General features: G+C 59.1%; 15 protein-coding genes and 1 riboswitch. Of the genes, 7 read left to right on the top strand and 8 right to left on the bottom strand.

Going from position 1 to position 22191, the window contains the following annotated elements; translation table 11 throughout:
* Window positions 1-109: 109 nt before the first annotated feature.
* From ACZ5FP_RS18340 to ACZ5FP_RS18325, 4 genes are all read right to left on the bottom strand, one after another.
* Window positions 110-2686, bottom strand: coding sequence for a DNA translocase FtsK (locus tag ACZ5FP_RS18340; RefSeq protein WP_464663404.1), 2577 nt, complete (start codon window positions 2684-2686; stop codon window positions 110-112).
* 421 nt (window positions 2687-3107) lie between these two features.
* On the bottom strand, window positions 3108-4325 hold the full coding sequence (locus ACZ5FP_RS18335) for an aminotransferase-like domain-containing protein (protein WP_464663402.1): 1218 nt from the start codon (window positions 4323-4325) through the stop codon (window positions 3108-3110).
* Between the two features lie 152 nt (window positions 4326-4477).
* A complete protein-coding gene (locus ACZ5FP_RS18330) occupies window positions 4478-5953 on the bottom strand; it encodes an MFS transporter (protein ID WP_464663400.1) in 1476 nt (491 codons plus the stop codon).
* 272 nt (window positions 5954-6225) lie between these two features.
* Window positions 6226-7521, bottom strand: coding sequence for an amidohydrolase family protein (locus ACZ5FP_RS18325; RefSeq protein ID WP_464663398.1), 1296 nt, complete (start codon window positions 7519-7521; stop codon window positions 6226-6228).
* Between the two features lie 267 nt (window positions 7522-7788).
* Between ACZ5FP_RS18325 and ACZ5FP_RS18320 the strand changes: the two genes are divergently transcribed.
* Window positions 7789-8853, top strand: a complete 1065-nt coding sequence (locus ACZ5FP_RS18320) for a GSU2403 family nucleotidyltransferase fold protein (RefSeq protein WP_464663396.1) — start codon at window positions 7789-7791, stop codon at window positions 8851-8853.
* Between the two features lie 39 nt (window positions 8854-8892).
* Here ACZ5FP_RS18320 and gcvP read toward each other — a convergent pair whose 3' ends face one another.
* The 4 genes from gcvP to ACZ5FP_RS18300 all read right to left on the bottom strand — a co-directional run bounded on the left by gcvP (window position 8893) and on the right by ACZ5FP_RS18300 (window position 14563).
* Window positions 8893-11691 carry an aminomethyl-transferring glycine dehydrogenase gene (gene gcvP, locus ACZ5FP_RS18315; protein WP_464664000.1) on the bottom strand — a complete coding sequence of 933 codons (2799 nt, stop codon included), beginning with the start codon at window positions 11689-11691 and terminating at the stop codon, window positions 8893-8895.
* 10 nt (window positions 11692-11701) lie between these two features.
* Window positions 11702-12070 (bottom strand): glycine cleavage system protein GcvH, encoded by a 369-nt coding sequence (gene gcvH, locus ACZ5FP_RS18310; RefSeq protein ID WP_223616047.1) that lies wholly within the window; start codon window positions 12068-12070, stop codon window positions 11702-11704.
* Window positions 12071-12075: 5 nt separating this feature from the next.
* Window positions 12076-13179: a glycine cleavage system aminomethyltransferase GcvT gene (gene gcvT / locus ACZ5FP_RS18305; RefSeq protein WP_464663394.1), complete on the bottom strand. Its 1104-nt coding sequence runs from the start codon at window positions 13177-13179 to the stop codon at window positions 12076-12078.
* Between the two features lie 150 nt (window positions 13180-13329).
* Window positions 13330-13426: riboswitch (glycine riboswitch) on the bottom strand.
* A 129-nt stretch (window positions 13427-13555) separates the two neighbouring features.
* On the bottom strand, window positions 13556-14563 hold the full coding sequence (locus tag ACZ5FP_RS18300; RefSeq protein ID WP_464663393.1) for an adenylate/guanylate cyclase domain-containing protein: 1008 nt from the start codon (window positions 14561-14563) through the stop codon (window positions 13556-13558).
* A 450-nt stretch (window positions 14564-15013) separates the two neighbouring features.
* Here ACZ5FP_RS18300 and ACZ5FP_RS18295 point away from each other — a divergent pair, with 450 nt between their 5' ends.
* The 6 genes from ACZ5FP_RS18295 (at window position 15014) to ACZ5FP_RS18270 (ending at window position 22155) form a co-directional block, all read left to right on the top strand.
* Window positions 15014-16018: an LLM class flavin-dependent oxidoreductase gene (locus ACZ5FP_RS18295; RefSeq protein ID WP_464663391.1), complete on the top strand. Its 1005-nt coding sequence runs from the start codon at window positions 15014-15016 to the stop codon at window positions 16016-16018.
* Between the two features lie 16 nt (window positions 16019-16034).
* Window positions 16035-17387, top strand: a complete 1353-nt coding sequence (locus ACZ5FP_RS18290; protein WP_464663390.1) for an LLM class flavin-dependent oxidoreductase — start codon at window positions 16035-16037, stop codon at window positions 17385-17387.
* Entirely contained in the window at window positions 17387-18580 is a 1194-nt protein-coding gene (locus ACZ5FP_RS18285; RefSeq protein WP_464663388.1) for a M20 aminoacylase family protein, read from the top strand. Before ACZ5FP_RS18290 ends, ACZ5FP_RS18285 begins: the two co-directional genes overlap by 1 nt.
* An 18-nt stretch (window positions 18581-18598) precedes the next feature.
* A complete protein-coding gene (locus ACZ5FP_RS18280) occupies window positions 18599-19150 on the top strand; it encodes a GNAT family N-acetyltransferase (protein WP_464663386.1) in 552 nt (183 codons plus the stop codon).
* Between the two features lie 220 nt (window positions 19151-19370).
* The gene (locus tag ACZ5FP_RS18275) at window positions 19371-21176 is read left to right on the top strand and encodes an amino acid ABC transporter permease/ATP-binding protein (protein WP_464663384.1); all 1806 of its coding nucleotides are present in this window, start codon (window positions 19371-19373) and stop codon (window positions 21174-21176) included.
* A gap of 43 nt (window positions 21177-21219) precedes the next feature.
* A complete protein-coding gene (locus ACZ5FP_RS18270) occupies window positions 21220-22155 on the top strand; it encodes an ABC transporter substrate-binding protein (protein ID WP_464663382.1) in 936 nt (311 codons plus the stop codon).
* Window positions 22156-22191 lie beyond the last annotated feature (36 nt).

Here is a 22191-nt window from a genome sequence, read left to right as displayed (position 1 = left end):
GTCAGAAATCGGGACAAAGCCCGTCGAATGGGCTCAGCGCGCCCAAATCAAGGACGCGCGTCATGACATAGCAAACGTGCAGACGCAAGGTGCGTTTTATTCGGACAGGCTATTCCACGCTATCTGCAGCGCTGAACGGGGCATTGTCCCGGCTGTGCGAGAGAATTTCCCGCTTGCCGACATGATTGGACGGTCCGACAAGCCCTTCCTTTTCCATGCGCTCCACCAGCGATGCAGCTCTGTTGTAGCCGATCTGCAGACGCCGCTGGATATAGGACGTGGAGCACTTCTTGTCGCGCATGACCACCTTGACCGCCTGGTCGTAGAGTTCATTTCCGTCTTCCGCCGCAACAGCTCCCTTATCGAAAACCGCTCCGCCGGTTTCCGCTTCCGGTTCTTCCTCTTCGCTCTCGTCGGCAGTGACCGTATCGAGATAATCCGGGCGACCCTGCGCCTTCAGATGCGCGACCACGCGCTCGACTTCCTCGTCGGAGACAAACGGGCCATGTACGCGGGAAATCCGCCCGCCGCCCGCCATGTGCAGCATATCGCCTTGACCGAGCAACTGCTCTGCACCCTGTTCGCCAAGAATGGTCCGGCTGTCGATCTTCGACGTCACCTGGAACGAAATACGGGTCGGGAAGTTCGCCTTGATCGTGCCGGTGATGACATCGACCGACGGACGCTGCGTGGCCATGATCAGATGGATACCCGCAGCACGGGCCATCTGGGCGAGGCGCTGAATGGCGCCTTCGATGTCCTTGCCCGCCACCATCATCAGGTCGGCCATCTCGTCGACAATGACGACGATATAGGGCATCGGCGTCAGATCCATGACTTCCTGCTCGTGAATGGGCTCGCCCGTCCCCTTGTCGAAGCCGGTCTGGACGGTGCACATCACCGTCTCGCCCTTTTCCTTGGCGAGGGCAGCGCGCGCATTGAAGCCGTCGATATTGCGCACGCCCAGCTTTGACATCTTCCGGTAACGGTCTTCCATTTCCCGCACAGCCCACTTCAGCGCCATGACCGCCTTTTTCGGGTCGGTCACAACAGGGGTAAGCAGGTGAGGAATACCGTCATAGATCGACAGTTCGAGCATTTTGGGGTCGACCATGATCAGGCGGCACTCTTCCGGCGTCAGCCGGTAAAGCAGTGACAGGATCATTGTGTTGATCGCAACCGACTTGCCCGAACCCGTTGTACCGGCAACCAGCAGATGCGGCATCTTGGCGAGTTCAGCGATAACCGGCTCACCGCCAATGGTCTTGCCAAGGCAGAGCGCCAGCTTGAGCTTGGTGCTCTCGAAATCCGGCGAAGCGATCATTTCGCGGAAGTACACGGTCTCGCGCGTCGCATTCGGCAGTTCAATGCCGATGACATTGCGTCCGGGCACCACCGCGACACGGGCTGATAAGGCCGACATGGAACGGGCAATATCATCGGCAAGGCCGATAACGCGAGAGGACTTGATGCCGGGTGCCGGCTCGAATTCATACAACGTCACCACCGGTCCGGGGCGCACATGAATGATCTCGCCGCGGATGCCGAAGTCCTCAAGCACGCTTTCAAGAAGTCCGGCATTCTGTTCCAGCGCTTCCTGCGTAATGATCACTTCCGCGCGTTCCGCCGGTTCCTGCAGCAACGACAGCGGCGGACGCTCATACATCTCGCCATAGGACTGTACGGCAAGCGGTGTAAGGCGGGTCGGCACGATAGCGGGCTTCTCCTGGCGCACCGTTACCTGCAGCCGCGACGGCTTTTCTTCAACGGCCGCTTCTTCCGGCGGTAATGGTGCCGCCGCAGCGGGAATAAGGGTCACTTCCTCTTGCGCATCAATCGCAGGATTCATAACCGCTGCGCTTTCCACGACCGGATCGGCCTGACGCTGCCGTGTGGCAGCTGCAACTGCCGCCGGTGCATCTGGAATAACCGGTGCGGCAGGCAAGGGAGCCGGCGCTACGGGCACTGTGGTCTCAGGAGCGGTGGCGGTATGCGGCTGCCGGAGCTCGACAACACGGAACAGCGCGGTAATGGCATCGGGTGCGATCTTGCGTACAGCCTTCGACGCAGAGGCTGCAGGGGTAGCAACAAAGCCGCCCGAGAACTCCATCGATTCCCAGAATGCATAATCCGAGAGGTAGTCCAGCGTTCCGGATTTTTGTGGAATTGGCTGCGCACCGCTTGTTTGCAGGCTTGGCCGGGCCTCACGCGCAACGGGAGCGGTTGGTGCGTGCGTGACGACCGCCGGTGCATAATTTGTGACGAATGCCGGGCGCCGCGGTAAACCGGACTGCGCCGGGGCAGGGGCCTTGCGAAGAACAGTCTCGCCAGCGACCGGCTTGGGAGCCGCCGGAGCAGCAGCAGGAATCTTCGGGGTTGGCGCCGGGATGGCCGCCTTTGGTGCGGCAATCGGCCTTTCCACCTTGGGAGCAGGTGCCGGCGTTGCGCTTTCGGCCCCGTTGCGGTGCTTTTGCAGAACGGTATCGGGGGTGCGGGTGAAACGCACATTGGCCGACAGGGAGAACATCCGCTTCGAAATGGGAGCCGTGGGATCCGTATCCGGCTCAAGTGTGATCGGCGCACGTGCAGGCGCGCGCATCCCACCGCTGGGCGTGGTTGACGCAGGGGCCTCAATGGAACGTCGGGTGGAGACCGGCTCATAGGGCGAAGCAGCAGGAGTGCGCATGTTTCCCGAACCGTTTGGCCCACTATTTCGAGCCGCCTGGGCCGGAGCTGGCGGTTGCACCGCCTCCGGTACGGGGGGCTTTTGTGCCACAGGCGGTTGTGCAGACGCTGGCGATTCGTGCGCATCGCCATATTCGTCTACGTAATCGTCTGACTTCATTGAGAAATTTGTTCTTGGAATACGCATGATACCTGCAAGCGAAGCGATTGGATGTTGCTCGTAAACTTGCCTAATCGAATAGAAAATGAAGGTTAATAAGTTGCTACTGATGGCTGCAAACACTCTCCCTGTTGCCGCCTCCTGACAGGGGCAGCGACAGCCTGGATCGACGCAGGACACGTGTGCAGGCATGCCCCGGATAACAAAAAAGCAGCCTGTTTGAGATCAGGCTGCTTTGTTTGTCATGTATCAGTATGAGCCGTCAGGCGGCTTCTTCTGCAATCAGCTTGCCGAGACGGGAAATCCCGGTTTCGATTGATTCCTTGTTGGGCAAGGAGAAGTTGAGCCGAATGGTATTCTTGCCGGTCCCGTCCGCATGGAATGCAAAGCCGGGAACAAACGCCACGCGCACCTTTTGCAGCGCTTGCGCGAGGAGAGCTGCGCCGTCCATGCCTTCCGGCAAGGTGACCCAGACAAACATACCGCCCTCCGGTTTTGTCCACGTCACGCCTGGCGGCATGAAACGGGCAAGGGCATCGAGCATGTAGTCGCGGCGCTGGCGGTAGCTGTTGCGCACCTTCTCGACCTGCTTGTCGAAATCCCGGGACGCCACATGATGGATTGTCATCTGATTGATGGTCGGGCTGTGCAGATCGGCAGCCTGTTTGATCAGGACCAGCTTGGCAATCACAGGCTGTGCAGCGCAAATCCAGCCGACACGCAAGCCGGGTGTAAGGGTCTTGGAGAAACTGCCGGAGTAGACGACACGCGTGCGGTCGATATTTCCTTCACGTTCGCAATCGAGGGCAAGCATCGACGGCACGGGCTCTCCATCGAACCGCAAGGCCTGATAGGCCGCATCTTCGATCAGCGGTATGTCGAGTTCGTGCGCCAGCTCAATCAGGCGGATGCGGCCATCCCGGCTGACCGTTTCGCCCGTCGGATTGCAGAAATCCGCCGTCAGATAGGCAAGCTTTACATCACCGCCTGCAGCCTTTGCATTGTCGCGATAGGCGACCGGCGTCATGTTTCCCTGTTCGGGGTTGAGGCGGTCATAGCGCGGCTCATAGGCGTTGAAGGCCTGGAGGGCACCAAGATAGGTGGGCCAGGTCGTGAGCACCGTATCGCCGGGTGATATGAACAGCTTGCCGAGGTAGTCCAGTGCCTGTTGCGAGCCCGTGGTGATGATGATGTTGTCGATCGTGCAGGGCACGCCGAGCGACGCCATGTGCTGCACCAGCCATTCGCGCAGCGGGCGATATCCCTCGCTCACCGAATATTGCAGCGCGACGTCAGCATTCTGGCTGAGAACAGCCTCATAGGCTTCCCGTATCGCTTCCTTGGGAAAAAGGGCGGGGTCCGGAATACCGCCGGCAAAGGAAATGATGTCTGGCTGATCAAGCAGTTTCAGCAGTTCGCGTATTTCGGATGCACGCATGTTTTTCGTGCGTGTTGCGTACAGAGCATCCCACTCGCCCATTGTTTCCTCCCGTTTGTTCGCAGGTGCATAGCACCGTAAAACACCAGATATGTCAACAATACTGACATATCTGGTGTCGTTATTTTGCAAGGCTTGTTGACCGTACCAATCAAGATGCGGTGAGGGCGGGCAAAGCCAGCCGCTACGCAATCCTATTCGCCGGGAGCCTTGACCATTTTCGTGTGACCGCTGATGTCGGCGCCTGCCGATTGTGAAAAGCGGAGATTCCAGATCGTCGCGGTGAGGGAGATTGCCGTTACAACAAGAAACGCCGCCGAGAAGTCGCCAAGTTCCGGTGTCGCATGGCTTCGAACCAGCATTGAACCCGAAAGGGCCAATGCGCCGACACAGATACCGAGCGACAACATGAGCTGCTGGAATGTCGTATAGAAACTGGTCGCAGAACTCATGCGCTCCCGTCCGATCTCGTCGTAGGCCACCGTGTTGTAGGCCGTGAACTGGAACGACATGAAGAACCCGCAGCAAAGCAGAACTGCGAAGATGAGGGGCAGGGGCCAGTCCGGCCGGAAGGCTGCACAAAGGGCGTAGCCAAACGTCGCAATGAGGCCATTAACGATAAGGCTTGCGCGGAAACCGAAGCGCCGCAGGATTTTCGGTGCAACGGCCTTCATCATCATGGAGCCGAGAGCGGTGGCGACAACGATGCCGCCCGCGCGCGCCGCAGAAAACCCGAAGCCGAGCTGCAGCATCAGGGGCAGCAGGAACGGCTGTGCCCCCTGGGTGATGCGGGTCAGCGAGCCGGCGATGACAGACGTGCTGAAGCTGCTGACGCGCATGAGCGAGAAATCGAGAATGGGCGAGGGATGCCGCTTGGCATGTGCGAGATAACCCGCACCGAAAGCCATCCCCACAGCGACAAGAACGGCTGCCAGTTCACCTTCACCCGGGCGGCTTGCCATTTCGAAACCGAAGAGGAGAGAGCCGAGTGAAATGCCGGAAAGGAAAAGGCCGAGAAAATCGAAGGGACCGTCGGACACCCCCTTCACCTCTTCGATGAAGCGCCTGACGAGAATGAAACCAATGCAGCCGATCGGCACATTGATATAGAAAATCCAGCGCCAGTCGAAATAGGTGACAATCAGCCCGCCTACGGGCGGCCCGAGAATGGGGCCGACAAGCGCGGGAACCAGCAGCCAGGACATGGCCGAAACAAGATCCTTGCGCGCGACGCTGCGCATCAGCACGAGCCGGCCGACCGGCATCATCATCGCACCGCCAAGGCCCTGAATGATGCGCGCGAGAACGAGAAAGCGCAGATCCGGGGCCTGCGCGCAGAGGATCGAACCAAAGACGAAAACCGCGATCGCCGCGCTGAAAACGGTGCGGGATCCGAACCGGTCGGCAATCTTGCCGCTCGCGGGGATGAAGATGGCGAGACTGAGGAGATAGGAGGTGAGCGCCAGGCTCATGGCAGGTGGCTGAACGCCAAAATCGCGTGCCATGGTCGGCAACGCCGTTGCCAGCACCGTCGCGTCGAGCTGTTCCATGAACATGGCGCTGGCAATGATAAGCGCTATGGTGCGGAAGTTCGGACCTGTTGTTTTGCTGTCAGGCGTTTGGATCGTTCGTGGCCGGGCCTGGGAGGCCTGACTGATTTGGTCCGACATGGTCGGGTTCGCTCTCGGTAGCGCGTACACATCGGAAAGAAAATGTCGCGGATTTGCAAACGGCGGCTGGCCGTGGGGAAACGACCACCGATATAAACCCGCGATTATGTGATATCCATATACAATCTCGTGATTCATTGTACCTGGTACAAAATAATCGTCCGAAATAGAGCGCGCATCTTGGAAGCAAGCCTGAACGGACTGTGCACTTCAAGATAGAACTCACCCCGGCTACATATAAAGATCGCATAATCTATCTTATGGAACTCAAATCATCCTTGGTGAATGAAGGGCGCGTAGCTTGCCGGATCAACCATAGCGGGACGCCGGTCCAAAGCGAGTGTGCTGATCCGTTCCGGCGTGCGCGCGATGACCTTGCCTGCCTTGATGACGGCAAGCCGCGTTGCCTTGAGGCGGATTGCTTCGATTGTATCGGCAGCCTGCAGCAGCACCATGTCCGCCTTGCAGCCGACGTCGAGGCCGTAATTTTCCAGATTGAGAATCTTGGCAGGCTCGGTGGTAACCGCGGCAAAACATTGGCGCATGGCGCTGCGGCTCGTCATCTGCGCCACGTGTAGACCCATGCTGGCAACATCAAGCATGTCAGCCTGGCCGAGTGAATACCAGGGGTCCATCACGCAATCATGGCCGAAGGCAACGGTAACGCCATGGGCCAGAAGCTCCGGCACGCGGGTCATGCCCCGACGCTTCGGATAGGTGTCGTGACGCCCCTGGATGCCGATATTGATCAGCGGATTGGCAATCGCCGCCACGCCGGCCTCGGCAATCAGCGGTAAAAGCTTGCTGACGTAGTAATTGTCCATCGAGTGCATCGAGGTCAGATGCGACCCCGTCGAACGGCCGCCAAGACCGAGGCGCCGGGTTTCATAGGCCAGTGTTTCGATATGCCGTGACAACGGATCATCGGTCTCGTCACAGTGCAGATCGACCATCAGGCCGCGATCCGCCGCAATCTCGCAGAGCGCTTTGACGCTCGCTGCGCCATCGGCCATGGTGCGCTCGAAATGCGGAATGCCGCCAACCACATCGACGCCAAGATCAAGCGCACGCTTGAGCAGGTCGACCGCACCCGGATAGCGGTAATAGCCATCCTGCGGGAAAGCCACCAGTTGCAGGTCGATATAGGGCGCCACCTGTCTTTTGACGTCGAGCAGCGCTTCAACGCCCAGCAGGCGCTCGTCGCAGATGTCCACATGGGTCCGGATCGCCAGCAGCCCCTGTGTGACCGCCAGATCGCAATAGCGCAGGGCGCGCTCGATCACAGCTTCATGGGTGAGAAGCGGTTTCAATTCACCCCATATCCGGATTCCGTCGAGCAGCAACCCGCTTTCGTTGAGGCGCGGCTGGCCGAGCGACAGCGTTGCATCCATATGAAAGTGACTATCGACAAAGGGAGGCGAAACCAGAAGACCGCCGGCATCGATCGTCTCCCCCGCCTCCCCGCCGAGATTGACGCCGACCGCAACAATGCGGCCGGATTGCACACCAATATCGAGACCTGTACGGCCGTCAGGCAAGGTTGCGTTGATAACTTTCAGATCGAACATGGAACCTCTTTGACTGCTTTGCCAATTGCACTGCCTCTACTTTAACAGGCAAACACCGGATAGCTGCAACGGGCAAACAGCACTGCAGGAAATTACGATTGACACCCGCGCATTCAACTCACGTTAGTTATTGAAGGACAACGGATTATCCCCATTCTCATGGATTAATGATATAGTAGGGATAATCCCTTGAATATCAACTTTCTAATTTAGTTTTACCAGTGTATTATCCCTCCCACTGCCAATAATGCAATATTTGGGGATAAAATGAGTAAATTCAGAGAATTATCTTCAGATCAAATACGCCAGCTCATTGATACGGAACAGGCCTATGATGTCTACCGGAGCAGTCTGAAGGAGTATGAACAGCGTTTTTCCGGATCAATGTCGTGGAAGAAAAGCACGAACGACAAGGATTATCTCTACAAGAAGACACAGGGCATCTGGAAATCCCTTGGGCCCCGCTCCCCCGAAACGGAAGTGATCTTCGGGCAGTTTCATATGGGGCGAGAAAGCGCCAAGACCCGCGTTTCCCGCTTGGCAAGACGGCTGGATGAACTCGCCCCCGTCAACCGTGCCATGGCTTTGGGCCGGGTACCGCTTCTGACAGCACGCATCATCCGCGCGCTCGGAAAATCCGGATTGATCGGCACGGCGGTCGATGTCGTCGGCACAAATGCGCTCTTTGCCTATGAACGCATGGCCGGTGTCCAGATTACCGGCGGGCTTTTATCGACGCAGGATGTCGACCTGCTGTTCGACTCCCGGTTCAGCCTGCGGCTGATCAGCAAGGATTTTTCCCACAAGGGTTTGATCGGGCTTTTGCAAAAAATCGATCATTCGTTTGCACCGCTGGCGAGAAATGGGTATCGCGCCGCCAACCGCGACGGCTTTCTCGTCGACCTGATCAAGCCAACGCCAAAGGATCGCATGTCGACGCGGGAGAAAGCGCGCTTCAGCGCCGATGATGAGGATTTGCAGGCAATCGAAATCGAAGGCCTGACATGGCTGGTCAACAGTCCGAAAATCTCGACCGTTGTCATCGATGAAAAAGGCTATCCGCTGGACTATACCTGCCCCGATCCGCGTGCCTTTGCCTTGCACAAACTGTGGTTGTCGCGCCGCAGCGACCGCGATGCCGCCAAACGTATACGCGATGAACTGCAGGCAAAAACCGTTGCCGGATTGATCCGGGCAAGACTGCCGCACCTGTCCTTCGAGGCGAATGACCTGCAGGCGCTCCCCCTGGCGTTGCGGCAGCTGGCACCGGAACTTGAGCCGATGCCCGATGGCGATGTCGGCGAAGCTCTGAGCTTGACGCCGAACTGGTAAAAAAGCCCCTCCCGGATGATCCGGAAGGGGCACTCTACTTTAGCTGTAGGCCTGCATGGGCGGGCAGGCGCAGACGAGATTGCGATCTCCGGCGACGTTGTCGATGCGCGACACCGGCGGCCAGTATTTCGGGTTCTCTTCGCTCTCGCCTGCCGGCAGGCTGGCTTCCCTGCGGGTGTAAGGATGCGACCAGTCATCGGCCAGCACATCACCGGATGGGTGCGGTGCATTGACGAGCGGGTTGTCGTCACGCGGCCAGACGCCACTGGCAACCTTCTCCGCTTCCCCGGCAATGAGGATCATCGCATCACAGAAGCGGTCGATCTCGCGCTTGGATTCCGATTCCGTCGGCTCGACCATCAGCGTACCGGCAATCGGCCAGGACATGGTCGGGGCGTGGAAGCCGTAATCGATGAGGCGCTTGGCGATATCTTCGACGCTGATCCCGGCGCTGTCCTTCAGCACGCGGGTATCGAGAATGCACTCATGCGCCACGCGGCCGTTCTGTCCTGTGAACAGCACGGGATAGTGGCCCTTCAGCCGCTCCGCGATGTAGTTGGCGTTGAGAATAGCCATCTCGGTTGCACGCTTGAGGCCCGCCCCGCCCATCATGCGGATATACATCCACGTGATGGGAAGAATGGATGCGCTGCCGAAGGGAGCCGCTGAAACCGCGTGCTGCGATCCCTTGGCCACATGACCGGGCAGGAAGGGAGCAAGATGCTTCTTCACGCCGATCGGACCAACACCCGGCCCGCCGCCGCCATGGGGAATGCAGAAGGTCTTGTGCAGGTTCATGTGGCAGACATCGGCACCGATATCGCCGGGACGGGCAAGCCCGACCAGCGCATTGAGGTTGGCGCCATCGAAATAGACCTGGCCGCCATGCTGATGAATGACCGTGCAGATATCCTTGACGCCTTCTTCGAACACACCATGGGTCGATGGATAGGTGATCATCAGCGCTGCGAGATTGGCACCGTGCTGGTCGGCTTTTGCCTTGAGGTCCTCAAGATCGATATCGCCAGCCTCTTCGCATGCCACGACCACCACCCGCATGCCCGCCATATGGGCACTGGCCGGATTGGTGCCATGCGCCGATTCCGGGATGAGGCAGATATCACGATGCGCATCGCCCCGATCCAGATGATAGCGGCGAATGGCCAGGAGACCGGCATATTCACCCTGGCTGCCGGCATTGGGCTGCAGTGAAACCGCATCAAAGCCGGTGATCTCGGACAACCAGGCTTCCAGATCGTCCGTCATCGCCTTGTAACCAAGCGCATGGCCGGCAGGAGCGAATGGATGCACATTGGCAACGCTGTTCCAGCTGACCGGCAGCATTTCGGCGGCTGCGTTGAGCTTCATTGTGCACGAGCCGAGCGGGATCATGGCGCGGTCGAGCGCCAGGTCCTTGTCCGCCAGACGGCGCAGGAAACGCATCATCTCGGTTTCCGAGCGCTGCTGGTGGAAAACGGCCTGGGTCATGAAACCCTCGGCCTGCCTTTCGCCGGGCAATGTTGCCTTTGCTTCCGCAGGCAGATCGGCACCGAAAAGTGCTGAGAGTGCTTTCAGGTCATCTTCCGATGTCGTTTCATCCACCGTGATGCCGAGCCGGTCCTGATCGACAATGCGCAGCAGACGTCCGCCCTTTTCAGCCTCCGCAGCAATGAAGGCTGCTTTGCCGGGAACAGTGGCCGTAACCGTATCGAAGAAATGCGATCCGGCGATGGAAAGGCCCGCCCCTGTCAGCGCAGCGGCCAAACGGGCCGCCTGGGCATGCACGCGGCGGGCGATGGCCTGAAGCCCCTGCGGACCATGCCAGATGGCGTAGGACACCGCCATATTGGCTAGCAGTGCCTGCGCGGTACAGATGTTTGATGTCGCCTTGTCGCGGCGGATATGCTGCTCGCGCGTCTGCAGGGCAAGGCGATAGCCGGCACGCCCCTTGCTGTCGACGGACTGGCCAACCAGACGACCGGGTATAAGCCGGGTCAGCGTTTCGCTGACGGCGAGATAGGCGGCGTGCGGGCCGCCATAACCGATCGGCACACCAAAGCGCTGCATGGAACCGGCAGCAATATCGACACCGGCCTTGGCAGGCGGGGCGGTGATTGTCAGGGCCAGCGGATCGGCCACGGCGATTACCAGCGCACCAGCGGCCTTGGCCGCCTGAATGACCGAAGCATGGTCACCATAGACACCGAATGTGTCCGGCCATGGAACGATGATCGCTGCAACGCTGGCATCGATCTCGCCTTCATCCACGGTCATGCCCAGCGGCTCGGCGCGAGTCTTGACCACATCGACTGTCTGCGGATGCAGGGCACCGGTGATCGCGATGCGGGTGCGCTTCTCACGATGATGGCGATAGGCGATGCCGACGGCTTCTGCAACGGCCGTCGCCTCGTCCAGGAGCGACGCGGATGCAACCGGCAAACCGGTCAGTTCCGTCACCAGCGTCTGGAAGTGGAACAGCAGTTCAAGGCGACCCTGGCTGATTTCCGACTGATACGGCGTATAGGCGGTATACCAGGCCGGGTTTTCAAACAGATTACGCAGGATAACCGCGGGCACGTGGGTGCCGTGATAACCCTGACCGATAAAGCTCTTGTGGGTCTTGTTCTGGCTCATCTTGGCGGCAAGCTCGGCCAAAGCTTCCGACTCATTGACGGCCGCAGGAATGTCGAGCGGCCGTTCAAGCCGGATGGATTTTGGCACAGCCTGCGCAATCAAAGTTTCCAGCGACGGAATGCCAAGAGCCGCCAGCATGGCGCGGGAGCCTTGTATGCTCGGACCGATATGGCGGTCAGCGAACGGGAATATGGTGTCTTTCATCATCATGCCTTCAGCCAATGATTGCTTTGTAGCCTGCCTCGTCGAGAAGGCCGGTCAGCTGATCCGGATTGGACAGCTTCATCTTCCATAGCCAGCCGTCGCTTGCAGCGGCCGAGTTGACCAGCGACGGATCGCTTGCGGTTGCTTCGTTCACTTCCGTCACTTCACCGTCCAGCGGCGCATAGACGTCTGATGCCGCCTTGACGGATTCAACGACAACCGTGGCATCGCCTTTGGACAAGGACTGACCGACATCCGGCAACTGGACAAAAACCAGATCGCCGAGCTGATCCTGCGCGTGATCGGTAATGCCAACCGTCGCAATGTCATTCTCGACGCGGACCCATTCGTGATCTTCGGTAAAGTAAGTGGCTGCCATCTCAATTATCCTTTGTGGTAGCGATGTGGAGTGAAGGGAAGTGAATGAATATCGACCGGGACGCGGTTGCCCCGCACCTCGGCGAAAACCTTGGAGCCCAGCGCGGACAGATCCTTGCTGACGTACCCCATGGCAACAGGGAAACCTGCCGATGGTCCGAAACCGCCCGACGTGACCAATCCAACCTTGTTGCCATCGGCATCAAAGAGTTCGGCATCGGTGCGCACCGGCTGCCGGCCATCGGGCTTCAGGCCGACGCGTTTCTTGGCCGATCCTGTTGCGATCTTGGCGAGAAGCGCCGCAGCGCCGATAAAGCCCGCTGTCTCGCGCACCGGCTTGGCAATGGCCCAGAGCAGTCCGGCATCGACCGGATCATAATCCGGCGTTATGTCATGGCCGTGCAGGCACAGACCCGCTTCCAGGCGCAGACTGTCGCGGGCAGCAAGCCCGATCCAGGAGACACGCTCGTCGGCGAAAAGCTTTTCGACAAGCACACGGGCATCGGCTTCCGGCAGGCCGATCTCAAAACCGTCCTCGCCGGTATAGCCGGAGCGGCTCATGAACCAGCCCAGCTTCGGCTCAAATCCGTTCATGAAAGCAAGGTGAGTTCCGGCAATACCGGCATCCCGCAACACATTCACGGCCTGCGGCCCCTGGATGGCCAGGAACACACGATCCAGAGCATCGATCTTGCAGTCGAAATCCTTGGCGACACCGCGCAGATGCGCTTCGTCAGCCGCGGCATTTCCGGCATTGGCAACGACCATGAAATGCTCGTCCCCGAGGCGGGTGACGATCAGGTCATCGAGAATGCCTGCCTTGTCATCGAGAAAGAAGGTGTATTTCGACTGGCCCGCCTGAAGCACAGACGCATCCAGCGGACACGCGCGTGACAGCAGTGCCGCGGCCTGCGGCCCGGCGACATCAAAGAGCTGCATATGCGAAATGTCGAAAAGCCCGGCCTTCTCGCGCGTGTGAAGATGTTCCTTCATCACACCGAGCGGATAGGTGATCGGCATCGACCAACCGGCAAAACCGCCAAAGCGCGCATTGGCGGCCTTGTGCAGATCGTCAAGCGGCAATTGTTTCAGATTATCTTCCGTGCCCATTTTTACTCCAGAGACGTGCAAAGACCTCCGCCACACGACGGAACATTTCTTTGCCCCTCTGTCGGAAGCCTGAGAGACTCGCTCAATCAGGACCCCTGACTGAACTTACACCTTCGGCGCGGAGTTTCCCCCGACTTTCCAGAGTTGCCTTCCCGGTTTGCGGTTCCTGGTACCTGAGAGATTTCGGGCGATTTCCCCTTCGGTGGCCTGCACATTTCAGTGCACGACACTCTCCCGCAAACTGACAGGGCCGAAGCCCTCGACAGGCTGGACCATAGCGCAACGGCCTCTGCCTGTCATCGTGCAAATGGCCGATTTGCCGCTTTGTGGACAGAAATTGTCTGAATGAGGATACTTCGACAGGAAGCGTCCGATGTCAGCGGGTCAGGGCCATCACCCCGAGCGCCTGCCCCCTGCCCTTGACGCCATGCATTCCAAGGTAATTTGCCTTGATTTCATTGGAGAAACTCATCCTCTGTGCCAATTCGCTGGAGATCAAAACCGGCGTGGCCAATGTGCGGCAGAGGCTTTCCAGCCGCGCCGTGGTGTTCACCGTATCGCCGAAATAGGTGATCTTGTGGTGATCCACCCCGATCTCCGCCGTGATGATCGGGCCGCCATGCAAGGCCGCACGCAGGCGCGGCACCCTTCCGAATCGCTCAAGCCATTGATTTGCATTCTTTTCGATGTTGTCCAGAATATCGAAGACACAGCGGGCGCAACTCGCATCCTTGATGCCGCGCTCAATGGGCCATGTGATGATGGCCGCATCCCCGACATAATCGTCAATGGCTCCGCCGTGACGCCGGACAGGTTCGGCAAAGGCGGCAAAGAGCGCGCCGAGAAACTGCTGGGCCCGCAGATCGCCATGTTCTTCAGCAAACGAGGTCGACCCGACAAGATCGATGAAAAGAAACACCCGCTCTTCGGCCACAGGCTGGCGGTACCGGCTCATCAGAAGGCTGGCAAAAATGTCGCGGCCGAGAAGATCGCGCACCCGCAGGATGAAAATCATGACGGTCAGGACGGCAAGCGTGTAGAGCAGCACCTGCGGTGACAGCGTTGCCGCGCGCCAGAAAGGACCGTCAATCCAGCCGAAGCTCCACAGCGTTATCCCACAAACGGCATTGCCGATGCTGATCAGCACATAATCGGCTATCAATGCGGCGACGAGAAACCCCGCAGTCGGCAATGTGTTGATCCAGGCACGCAATTTCGGAAAGATGAGGCCGCGTTCGAACGCCAGGATCGGCACACAGATGGAAAGGGCAAACACGGCCCCTAAAAAATATCCCTGCCTATAGACCAGCCAACTATAGAGATAGCCGCTTGCCGCGACTGCGCTGAGAAGGAATACCCACAATCCCACTGAATTTCTGCGCATATTCCCGTTCCGATCCATTTCAAACCTTCAGGGCCGGCCTCAATGCCGCGTCCCTCCGTGATTTCATTTATGCGCCGAGCGATATTATCCAACCAACAGATATCCGCGATCTCGCGATATCCATCTGGAGAATTACACCAAGGATCATCCCATCAGACTCACTGCCGCGCAAATTGTCCATCGGATACGGTCAATTTAAGGCTCCAGATTGTTGGAAAATGACCATTGCTGAACAGGAGATCAACGATAAACCTCGTGCCCTGTATCCAAGCCACCAGGTTAATCCACGCCGTCAGCGCGAGGAATATTAATACAGTTTGCCCGCTGATTTTTAGCAAAGCGTTCTTTGACGGGTCTCCAAATCCGATAAAATCTGATCGCCTCTGAAAACGGAGTCCGCGCTGCCTGTGGCGATGCGCGGCTTCAATCACATGGAGGCCATACCCTAACATGGGCTACGCACTGAGTTTGCTCGATAAAAGTCCGATCCACGATGGCGAAACGGCCAGCACGGCGCTGAAGCGGACGGTCGCGCTGGCCCGCCAGGCGGAACAGTGGGGCTTCCACCGGTTCTGGGTGGCCGAACACCACGATGCGCCGACGTTGGCAAGCTCGTCGCCGGAAGTGCTGATCGCCTTCCTGCTGGCCAACACGGCGCGTATTCGCGTCGGCTCCGGCGGGGTCATGCTGCAGCACTACAGCCCCTACAAGGTGGCCGAAAATTTCAATGTCCTGGCTGCACTGGGGCCCGGCCGCGTTGATCTCGGCGTGGGCAAGGCTCCCGGCGGGTTGCCGTTTTCGACGCGCGCCCTGCAGGGCGTTGTCCCGCGGACGCAGAAGCAGGATTTTTCCGCCCAGCTCGCCCAGCTCAGCGCCTTTCTCGACAAAGGGCTGCCTACAGATGACCCGCTTGCCGGCGTTCAGGCAACACCGCGTCCTGCCGTCGCTGCCAACCGCTTCCTGCTTGGCGCCAGTGTCGACAGCGCGCTGCTTGCCGCCTCCCAGGGTTGGGATTTTGTCTTCGCCAGCCACCTCAACGGCGACGAAACGATCCTGCAGCAGACACTGGAGGCATACCGGAAGGCCGCACCCGGCCGTGCGCCTCTCCTTGCCGTGGGGATCGTAGCGGCCGAGACGGATGCGGAGGCTGACCGGCTGGCCGGCAATATCCAGCATTTCAAGGTGCATGTGAACAATGGCCAGAGCGTCACCGTCGGCAGCGTGGAACAGGCCGAAGAATATGCGCGCCAGGCAGGTGCTGCCAATTACCGGATCGAGAAGAAGACGCCCAATGTCCTGCGCGGCGCGGCCGACACGGTTTCAGACCAGCTCGACCGGCTGCATGACCGATTCGGCATCGGCGAATTCATCATCGACACCCCCATCAATGACGCTGCGAAGCGCCTCCGGTCCATCGAACTTCTGGCTCAGGCGCAATTCGCCGCTGCCGCATGATCAAGGAGATTGAATAATGTCCAAGCGACCCATTCCGTTCGGTGTGATGCTGCAGGGTGCTGGCGGCCACATGAATTCCTGGAAACACCCGAGTTCACCTGTTGATGCCAGCGTCAATTTCGATTTCTTTGTACGCAATGCCCGCAAAGCCGAGGAGGCAGGCATTGCCTTTGCCTTCGTCGCTGACGGGCTCTACATCAACGAAAAATCCATCCCGCATTTTCTCAACCGTTTCGAACCGATTGCCATTCTGTCCGCGCTGGCCGCGACAACCTCGAAACTCGGTCTCGTCGGCACGGTCTCGACCTCCTACAGCGACCCCTTCACCGTTGCCCGGCAGTTCGGCTCGATCGACAAGATCAGCAACGGCCGCGCCGGCTGGAACGCCGTGACATCGCCGCTTGAAGGCTCGGCCAAGAATTACGGCCGCGACCATCCCGACCATGCCCTGCGCTATGAGATAGCGGACGAACATCTCGAAGTGGTCAAGGGTCTGTGGGACTCATGGGACGACGACGCCTTTGTCCGCAACCGCGAAACGGGCCAGTTCTTCGACAAGACCAAGCTGCATCGCCTGAACCATCATGGCCGGTTCTTTAATTCGGAGGGCCCGCTGAATATCAGCCGTTCCGAACAGGGGCAGCCGGTCATTTTCCAAGCCGGATCGTCCGACGACGGTATCGACCTCGCCGGCAAGCATGCGGACGGCGTGTTCACCAACCACGTGCCGATCGAGGAGGCGCAAGCCTTCTATCACCGGGTTAAACAAAGCGCGGTTGCGCACGGCCGCAAGCCGGGCGATGTCCTGATTTTCCCCGGCATTGCGCCGATCGTCGGTGCAACGGATGAAGAAGCGGAGGCAAAGTATCGCATCATCCGCGATCTCGTGACCGTTGACGAAGCGCTTGCCTATCTCGGGCGCTTCTTCGATCATCACGATTTCAGCGCCTACCCCATTAATGCGCCGTTCCCGGAACTCGGCGATATCGGCAAGAACAATTTTCGCTCCACGACGGACCGCATCAAGCGCAACGCCAAGGAAAAGGGCCAGACCTTGCGCGAAGTTGCGCTGGAAGTCACGACGCCGCGCAATGCCTTCACCGGCACACCGCGGAAGATCGCCGACGAACTCATCCGCTGGGTCGAAACCGAAGCGGCCGACGGGTTCATTCTCGGCTTCCAGATCCTGACCGAAGGGCTCGAGGACTTTACGTGTGACGTGCTGCCGCTGCTCGAGGAGCGCGGCTATCACAACAGGGTGCTTCCCGGCACGACATTGCGCGAAAACATCGGCCTGCCCTTCCGCGAAAGCCGCTACACCAAAGCCCATCAGGCCACGAAGGAACGCATCAAAGAGACGGCACTCTGATGGGCCGGCCGGCGGATCCGGTTGAGGAAAGAATCAGCAACTATCTCGATGAGATGGTCGCTCTTCGCCACGACCTGCACCAGAATCCCGAGCTGGGTTACAACGAGCACCGCACCAGCGCGCTCATTGCCGGCCGATTGCGCGACTGGGGCTATCAGGTCACCGAGGGCATCGGCAAAACCGGTGTCGTCGGAACCCTGCAGAACGGCAACGGCCCCAAACGGCTCGGCATTCGCGCCGATATGGATGCCCTGCCGATCGTCGAAGCGACGGGCCTGCCCTATGCCAGCACCATACCCGGAAAAATGCATGCCTGCGGCCATGACGGGCACACCACCATTCTTCTGACCAGCGCCCGCTATCTCGCCGAAACGCGTAACTTCTCCGGTACCCTCAACGTCATCTTCCAGCCAGCCGAAGAAGGCGGTGCCGGAGCCCGGAGCATGGTTCGCGATGGCCTGTTCGAGCGCTTTCCCTGCGATGCCGTCTTCGGCCTGCACAATTGGCCAGGTGTTCCCACCGGTCAGTTCGGGTTCATCACCGGCCCGGCGATGGCCTCGGTCGACAAGGTCACCGTCCGTATCATCGGCAAGGGCGGCCACGGCGCCCGTCCCCAGGAAACCATTGATCCCGTCGTCGCCAGCGCCTCCTTCATCATGGCGTTGCAAAGCATTGTCGCCCGCAATATCGATCCGCTCGACGCCGCGGTGATCACGGTCGGCACCATCCACGCAGGCATCGCTCCCAATGTCATTCCCGATAGTGTCGAGCTGGAGCTGACGGTGCGCACTTTCCGCAAGGAGGTGCGGGAAGCCATCAAGTCCCGCCTCACCACGCTGGCAAAAGCGCAAGCCGAAAGTTATGGCGCTGTCGCCGAGGTGGCATATCCCAGCGGCTATCCCGTGCTGGTCAACCATGCCGATGAAACGGCGTTCGCCAGAAACGTGGCGCTTGAACATTTCGGCGACGCGCGGATCGAGAAGGATTTCCGGCCGATTTCCGCCAGCGAGGATTTTGCCTTCATGCTGCAGGAAACACCGGGAAGCTATCTTTTCCTCGGCAATGGCGACAGCGCTCCGCTGCACAGTCCGCTCTACAATTTCAATGACGAGATCCTGCCGTCAGCCGCCCGTTACTGGGTGAAGCTGACCGAAACCTATCTCGCCAGGAATCCCTCCGACAAGCCCATCTGACAAGAACGCGAGACAATCATGACTGATGTTTTTGTTTACACGACACCGAACGATGAACGCTCACAACCCTTGATCGACGCTCTGATCATCGAATACGAAACGCGCTATGGCAACTTTTATGGTGAACCGGCGCGCAACGAATTGAGTCGCTACCCGGCCGAGCTTTTCGCCGCGCCGGACGGTGCCTTTCTGCTCCTGATCCGCGACGGGCAAACCATCGGCGGCGGCGCGTTCAAACGCTATGACGAGCAGACAGCCGAACTCAAACGCATCTGGACCCATGCGGATTTGCGCCAGCAGGGCCTTGCGCGCAGGGTTGTGACCGAACTTGAAGAGCAGGCTGCGCGCCAGGGCTATACGCGGATTTACCTGACCACCGGCTTCCGCCAGCCTGAAGCAAAAGAACTGTATCTGCGTTCGGGATATACCGCTCTTTTCGATGTCAATGCCGATCCGGAAGTCTATCGGCACCTGCCCTTCGAGAAGGATATCAGTGCATTGACAGCACAGTTGTCCAAGGTTCCCGCTTCTGCTTCGCCAGACCGTGATCTTCTGCGTCAGGCCGGGTGACTTCACCGGTATCGGGATTGCCCGGACCTTGGGATTTCATGCTCAATAAACCCGGTTCTTTGCAACAATGCTTCTCTAACCCCTTTGATTTCGCAGTCCGTCGTCTTTGACTGTTTCGCTTAAACACTACTAAATCAGTCGAGTAAAATACGAGCCCGCAGAAGATTTTCCAATACGGACTCGCTCGACTGAAAAGTGTTGCACAGGGGAATTTGCAAGCATGGCGATTACAGCAGACTATTCGGCTACACATTCCGTCCAGCCGCCCGCCGCCACAACCGAGGATTACACCCACTACAGGATTGTGAAAGCGAAATACCCGGCACGTTTCTTCGGAACATTGTTTGCCGCGCTGATCATTGCTGTCACGCTTCAATCCATTCTGACCAATCCGAAATGGGGATGGAACGTTTTTGCCGAATGGTTCTTCTCGGCTCCCGTTTTGGCTGGCCTGGCGCGCACGCTCCTGCTGACCGTACTCGCAACCATTCTCGGCTTCGCGCTGGGAACAGCGCTTGCGCTCGCCCGCGTGTCGAAATCGCCCCTTCTGTCAGGTCTGTCCTGGGCCTATATCTGGCTTCTGCGCTCGATCCCGCTGATCGTGCTGCTCCTGATCCTCAACAATCTCGGCTATCTCTATGCGACGGTGCGCATTGGCGTGCCCTACACGGATATTCTCTTTGCCGAATATCCAACCATCTCGATCCTCAGCCCTTTTGCAGCGGCGCTCATCGGTCTCAGCCTCAATCAGGCAGCCTTCTCCTCTGAAATCATCCGCGGGGGTATCCTGTCCGTCGACCAAGGCCAGCTTGAAGCCGCGGCCGCGCTCGGCCTGCCCCGGCGCCGGCAGGCTTTCCGCATCGTCCTGCCGCAAGCCATGCGCACCATTCTTCCCACCGGATTCAACGAGATCATCGGCTTGGCCAAGGGCACATCCATGGTCTACGTGCTGGCCCTGCCGGAGCTCTTCTACACGGTTCAGGTGATCTATCGCCGCAACCTCGAAGTGGTTCCGCTGCTGATGGTGGCAACGGTCTGGTACCTGATCATCATGACCGTGCTGTCGGTCGCCCAGCACTATATCGAACGGCACTTCTCCAAGGGCGCGCTGCGTAATCCTCCCGCCCCGATTTTCCGCAAACTGTTTCGCCGGCTCTTCGGTGCCCCGATTCTTGCCCGTCCGCGGAGCGCAACCGTGTCCGCCCTGCAAATTACGGCCGCGGCTAGAACCAGCGACCGCAGCATACCTCTCGCCACTTGGCGGGCGCCGGGATCGGTGAAAATCCAGGGTGTTTCCAAAAGCTTTGGCCAGCTTAAGGTGCTCGACGATATCCGGCTCGACATCAAGGCAGGCAGCGTCACCGCGATCCTCGGCCCTTCTGGCTCCGGCAAGTCCACCCTGCTGCGCACCATCAATCATCTGGAGCGCGTCGACGACGGTTTCATCACCGTGGACAACGAGCTGGTCGGTTATCGCAAAAGCGGCCGGACACTCTATGAACTGAAGGAGAAGGACATTCTCAAACGCCGCGCCGATATCGGCATGGTGTTCCAGAGCTTCAACCTGTTCCCACACCTCACCGTTCTCGAGAATATCATCGAGGCACCGGTATCACTCGGCCAGCTGACCCGCCCGGAAGCCGTCGGCCTCGCACGGGAACTGCTTGCCCGCGTTGGCCTCAGCGACAAGATCGACGCCTATCCGCGGCAGCTCTCCGGCGGGCAGCAACAGCGCGTGGCGATTGCACGGGCGCTGGCCCTGCGGCCGAAAGTGCTGCTGTTCGATGAGCCGACATCCGCACTCGACCCCGAATTGGTCGGCGAGGTGCTGGATGTCATCAAGGAACTGGCCCGCTCCGGCACGACTCTCATCATCGTTACCCACGAGATCGGGTTTGCCCGGGAAGTGGCCGACACGGTGATCTTCATGGATGGCGGCAAGGTCATTGAGACGGGAGCGCCCGAACAGATCCTGAACCGGCCAAGGAATGCCCGCACCAGCGAGTTTCTGGCCAAGGTTCTCTAGCCCCAGCGCCGGTTCCGGCATGCCCATATCCAAGGAAAGCAGCATGATATTTCGCCCATCCCACATCTCCTTCGCTCTGGCAGTGCTTATCGCCACCGTTTCCGGTCTCGCCATGGTTCACGCCGAAGGCTTTGACCTCAGCCCCGACCAGAGTGGCCGTATCCGCGCGGAAAAGAGCGAAAAGGTCATTGCCTCGATTCCCGCGACGTTCAAATTCGTCAGGGACGATACACTCACCGTCGGCATCAGCGTCGCGCACCCGCCGCTCAGCACCTACGCAACGGATGCCAAGACTGTGGTCGGCTATGATCCGGACTTCGCCCAGCTGATTGCCGATATCCTGGGCAGGAAGCTGGAACTGGTGCCGGTTGCCTGGGCGGATTGGCCACTCGGCCTGGAATCGGGAAAGTTCGACGCCGTCATTTCCAATGTCGGCGTCACGGAGCAGCGCAAGGAGAAATTCGATTTCTCCACCTACCGCCTCGGCCTGCATGGTTTCTACGTCAAAGCCGATAGTCCGATCGCATCGATCAAGGAGCCAAAGGATATTGCCGGGCTCAGGATCATCACGGGATCGGGCACCATCCAGGAAAAAATCCTGCTCGAATGGGACAAGCAGAATGCAGCAAAGGGGCTGAAGCCTGTTGAGCTCCAGTATTATGACGATGACGCGGTCAGCGCGCTTGCCATCCAGTCGGGCCGGGCCGATGCGGAATTCAATCCCAATGCGCCTCAGGCCTATCGCGCGGCGATCGATCACAAGATCAAACTGGTGGGAACGGTGAATGCCGGATGGCCGCTCATCGCCGACGTTGCAATCACCACCCGCAAGGGGAGCGGCATTGCCGATAGCTTGACCGCAGCAATCAATGAACTGATCGCCGACGGTAAATATGCCCAGTTGCTGGAACGCTGGAAACTCGGCCCCGAAGCCCTCGACAAATCGCGGACCAATCCTCCCGGCCTGCCGAAAATCTGACGCCACGATTGGTTCACGAACAAGCAACAAGGGCTT

This window comes from Phyllobacterium sp. T2-21, from assembly GCF_055378485.1.
This window is presented reverse-complemented; position numbering and strand designations above follow the sequence as displayed.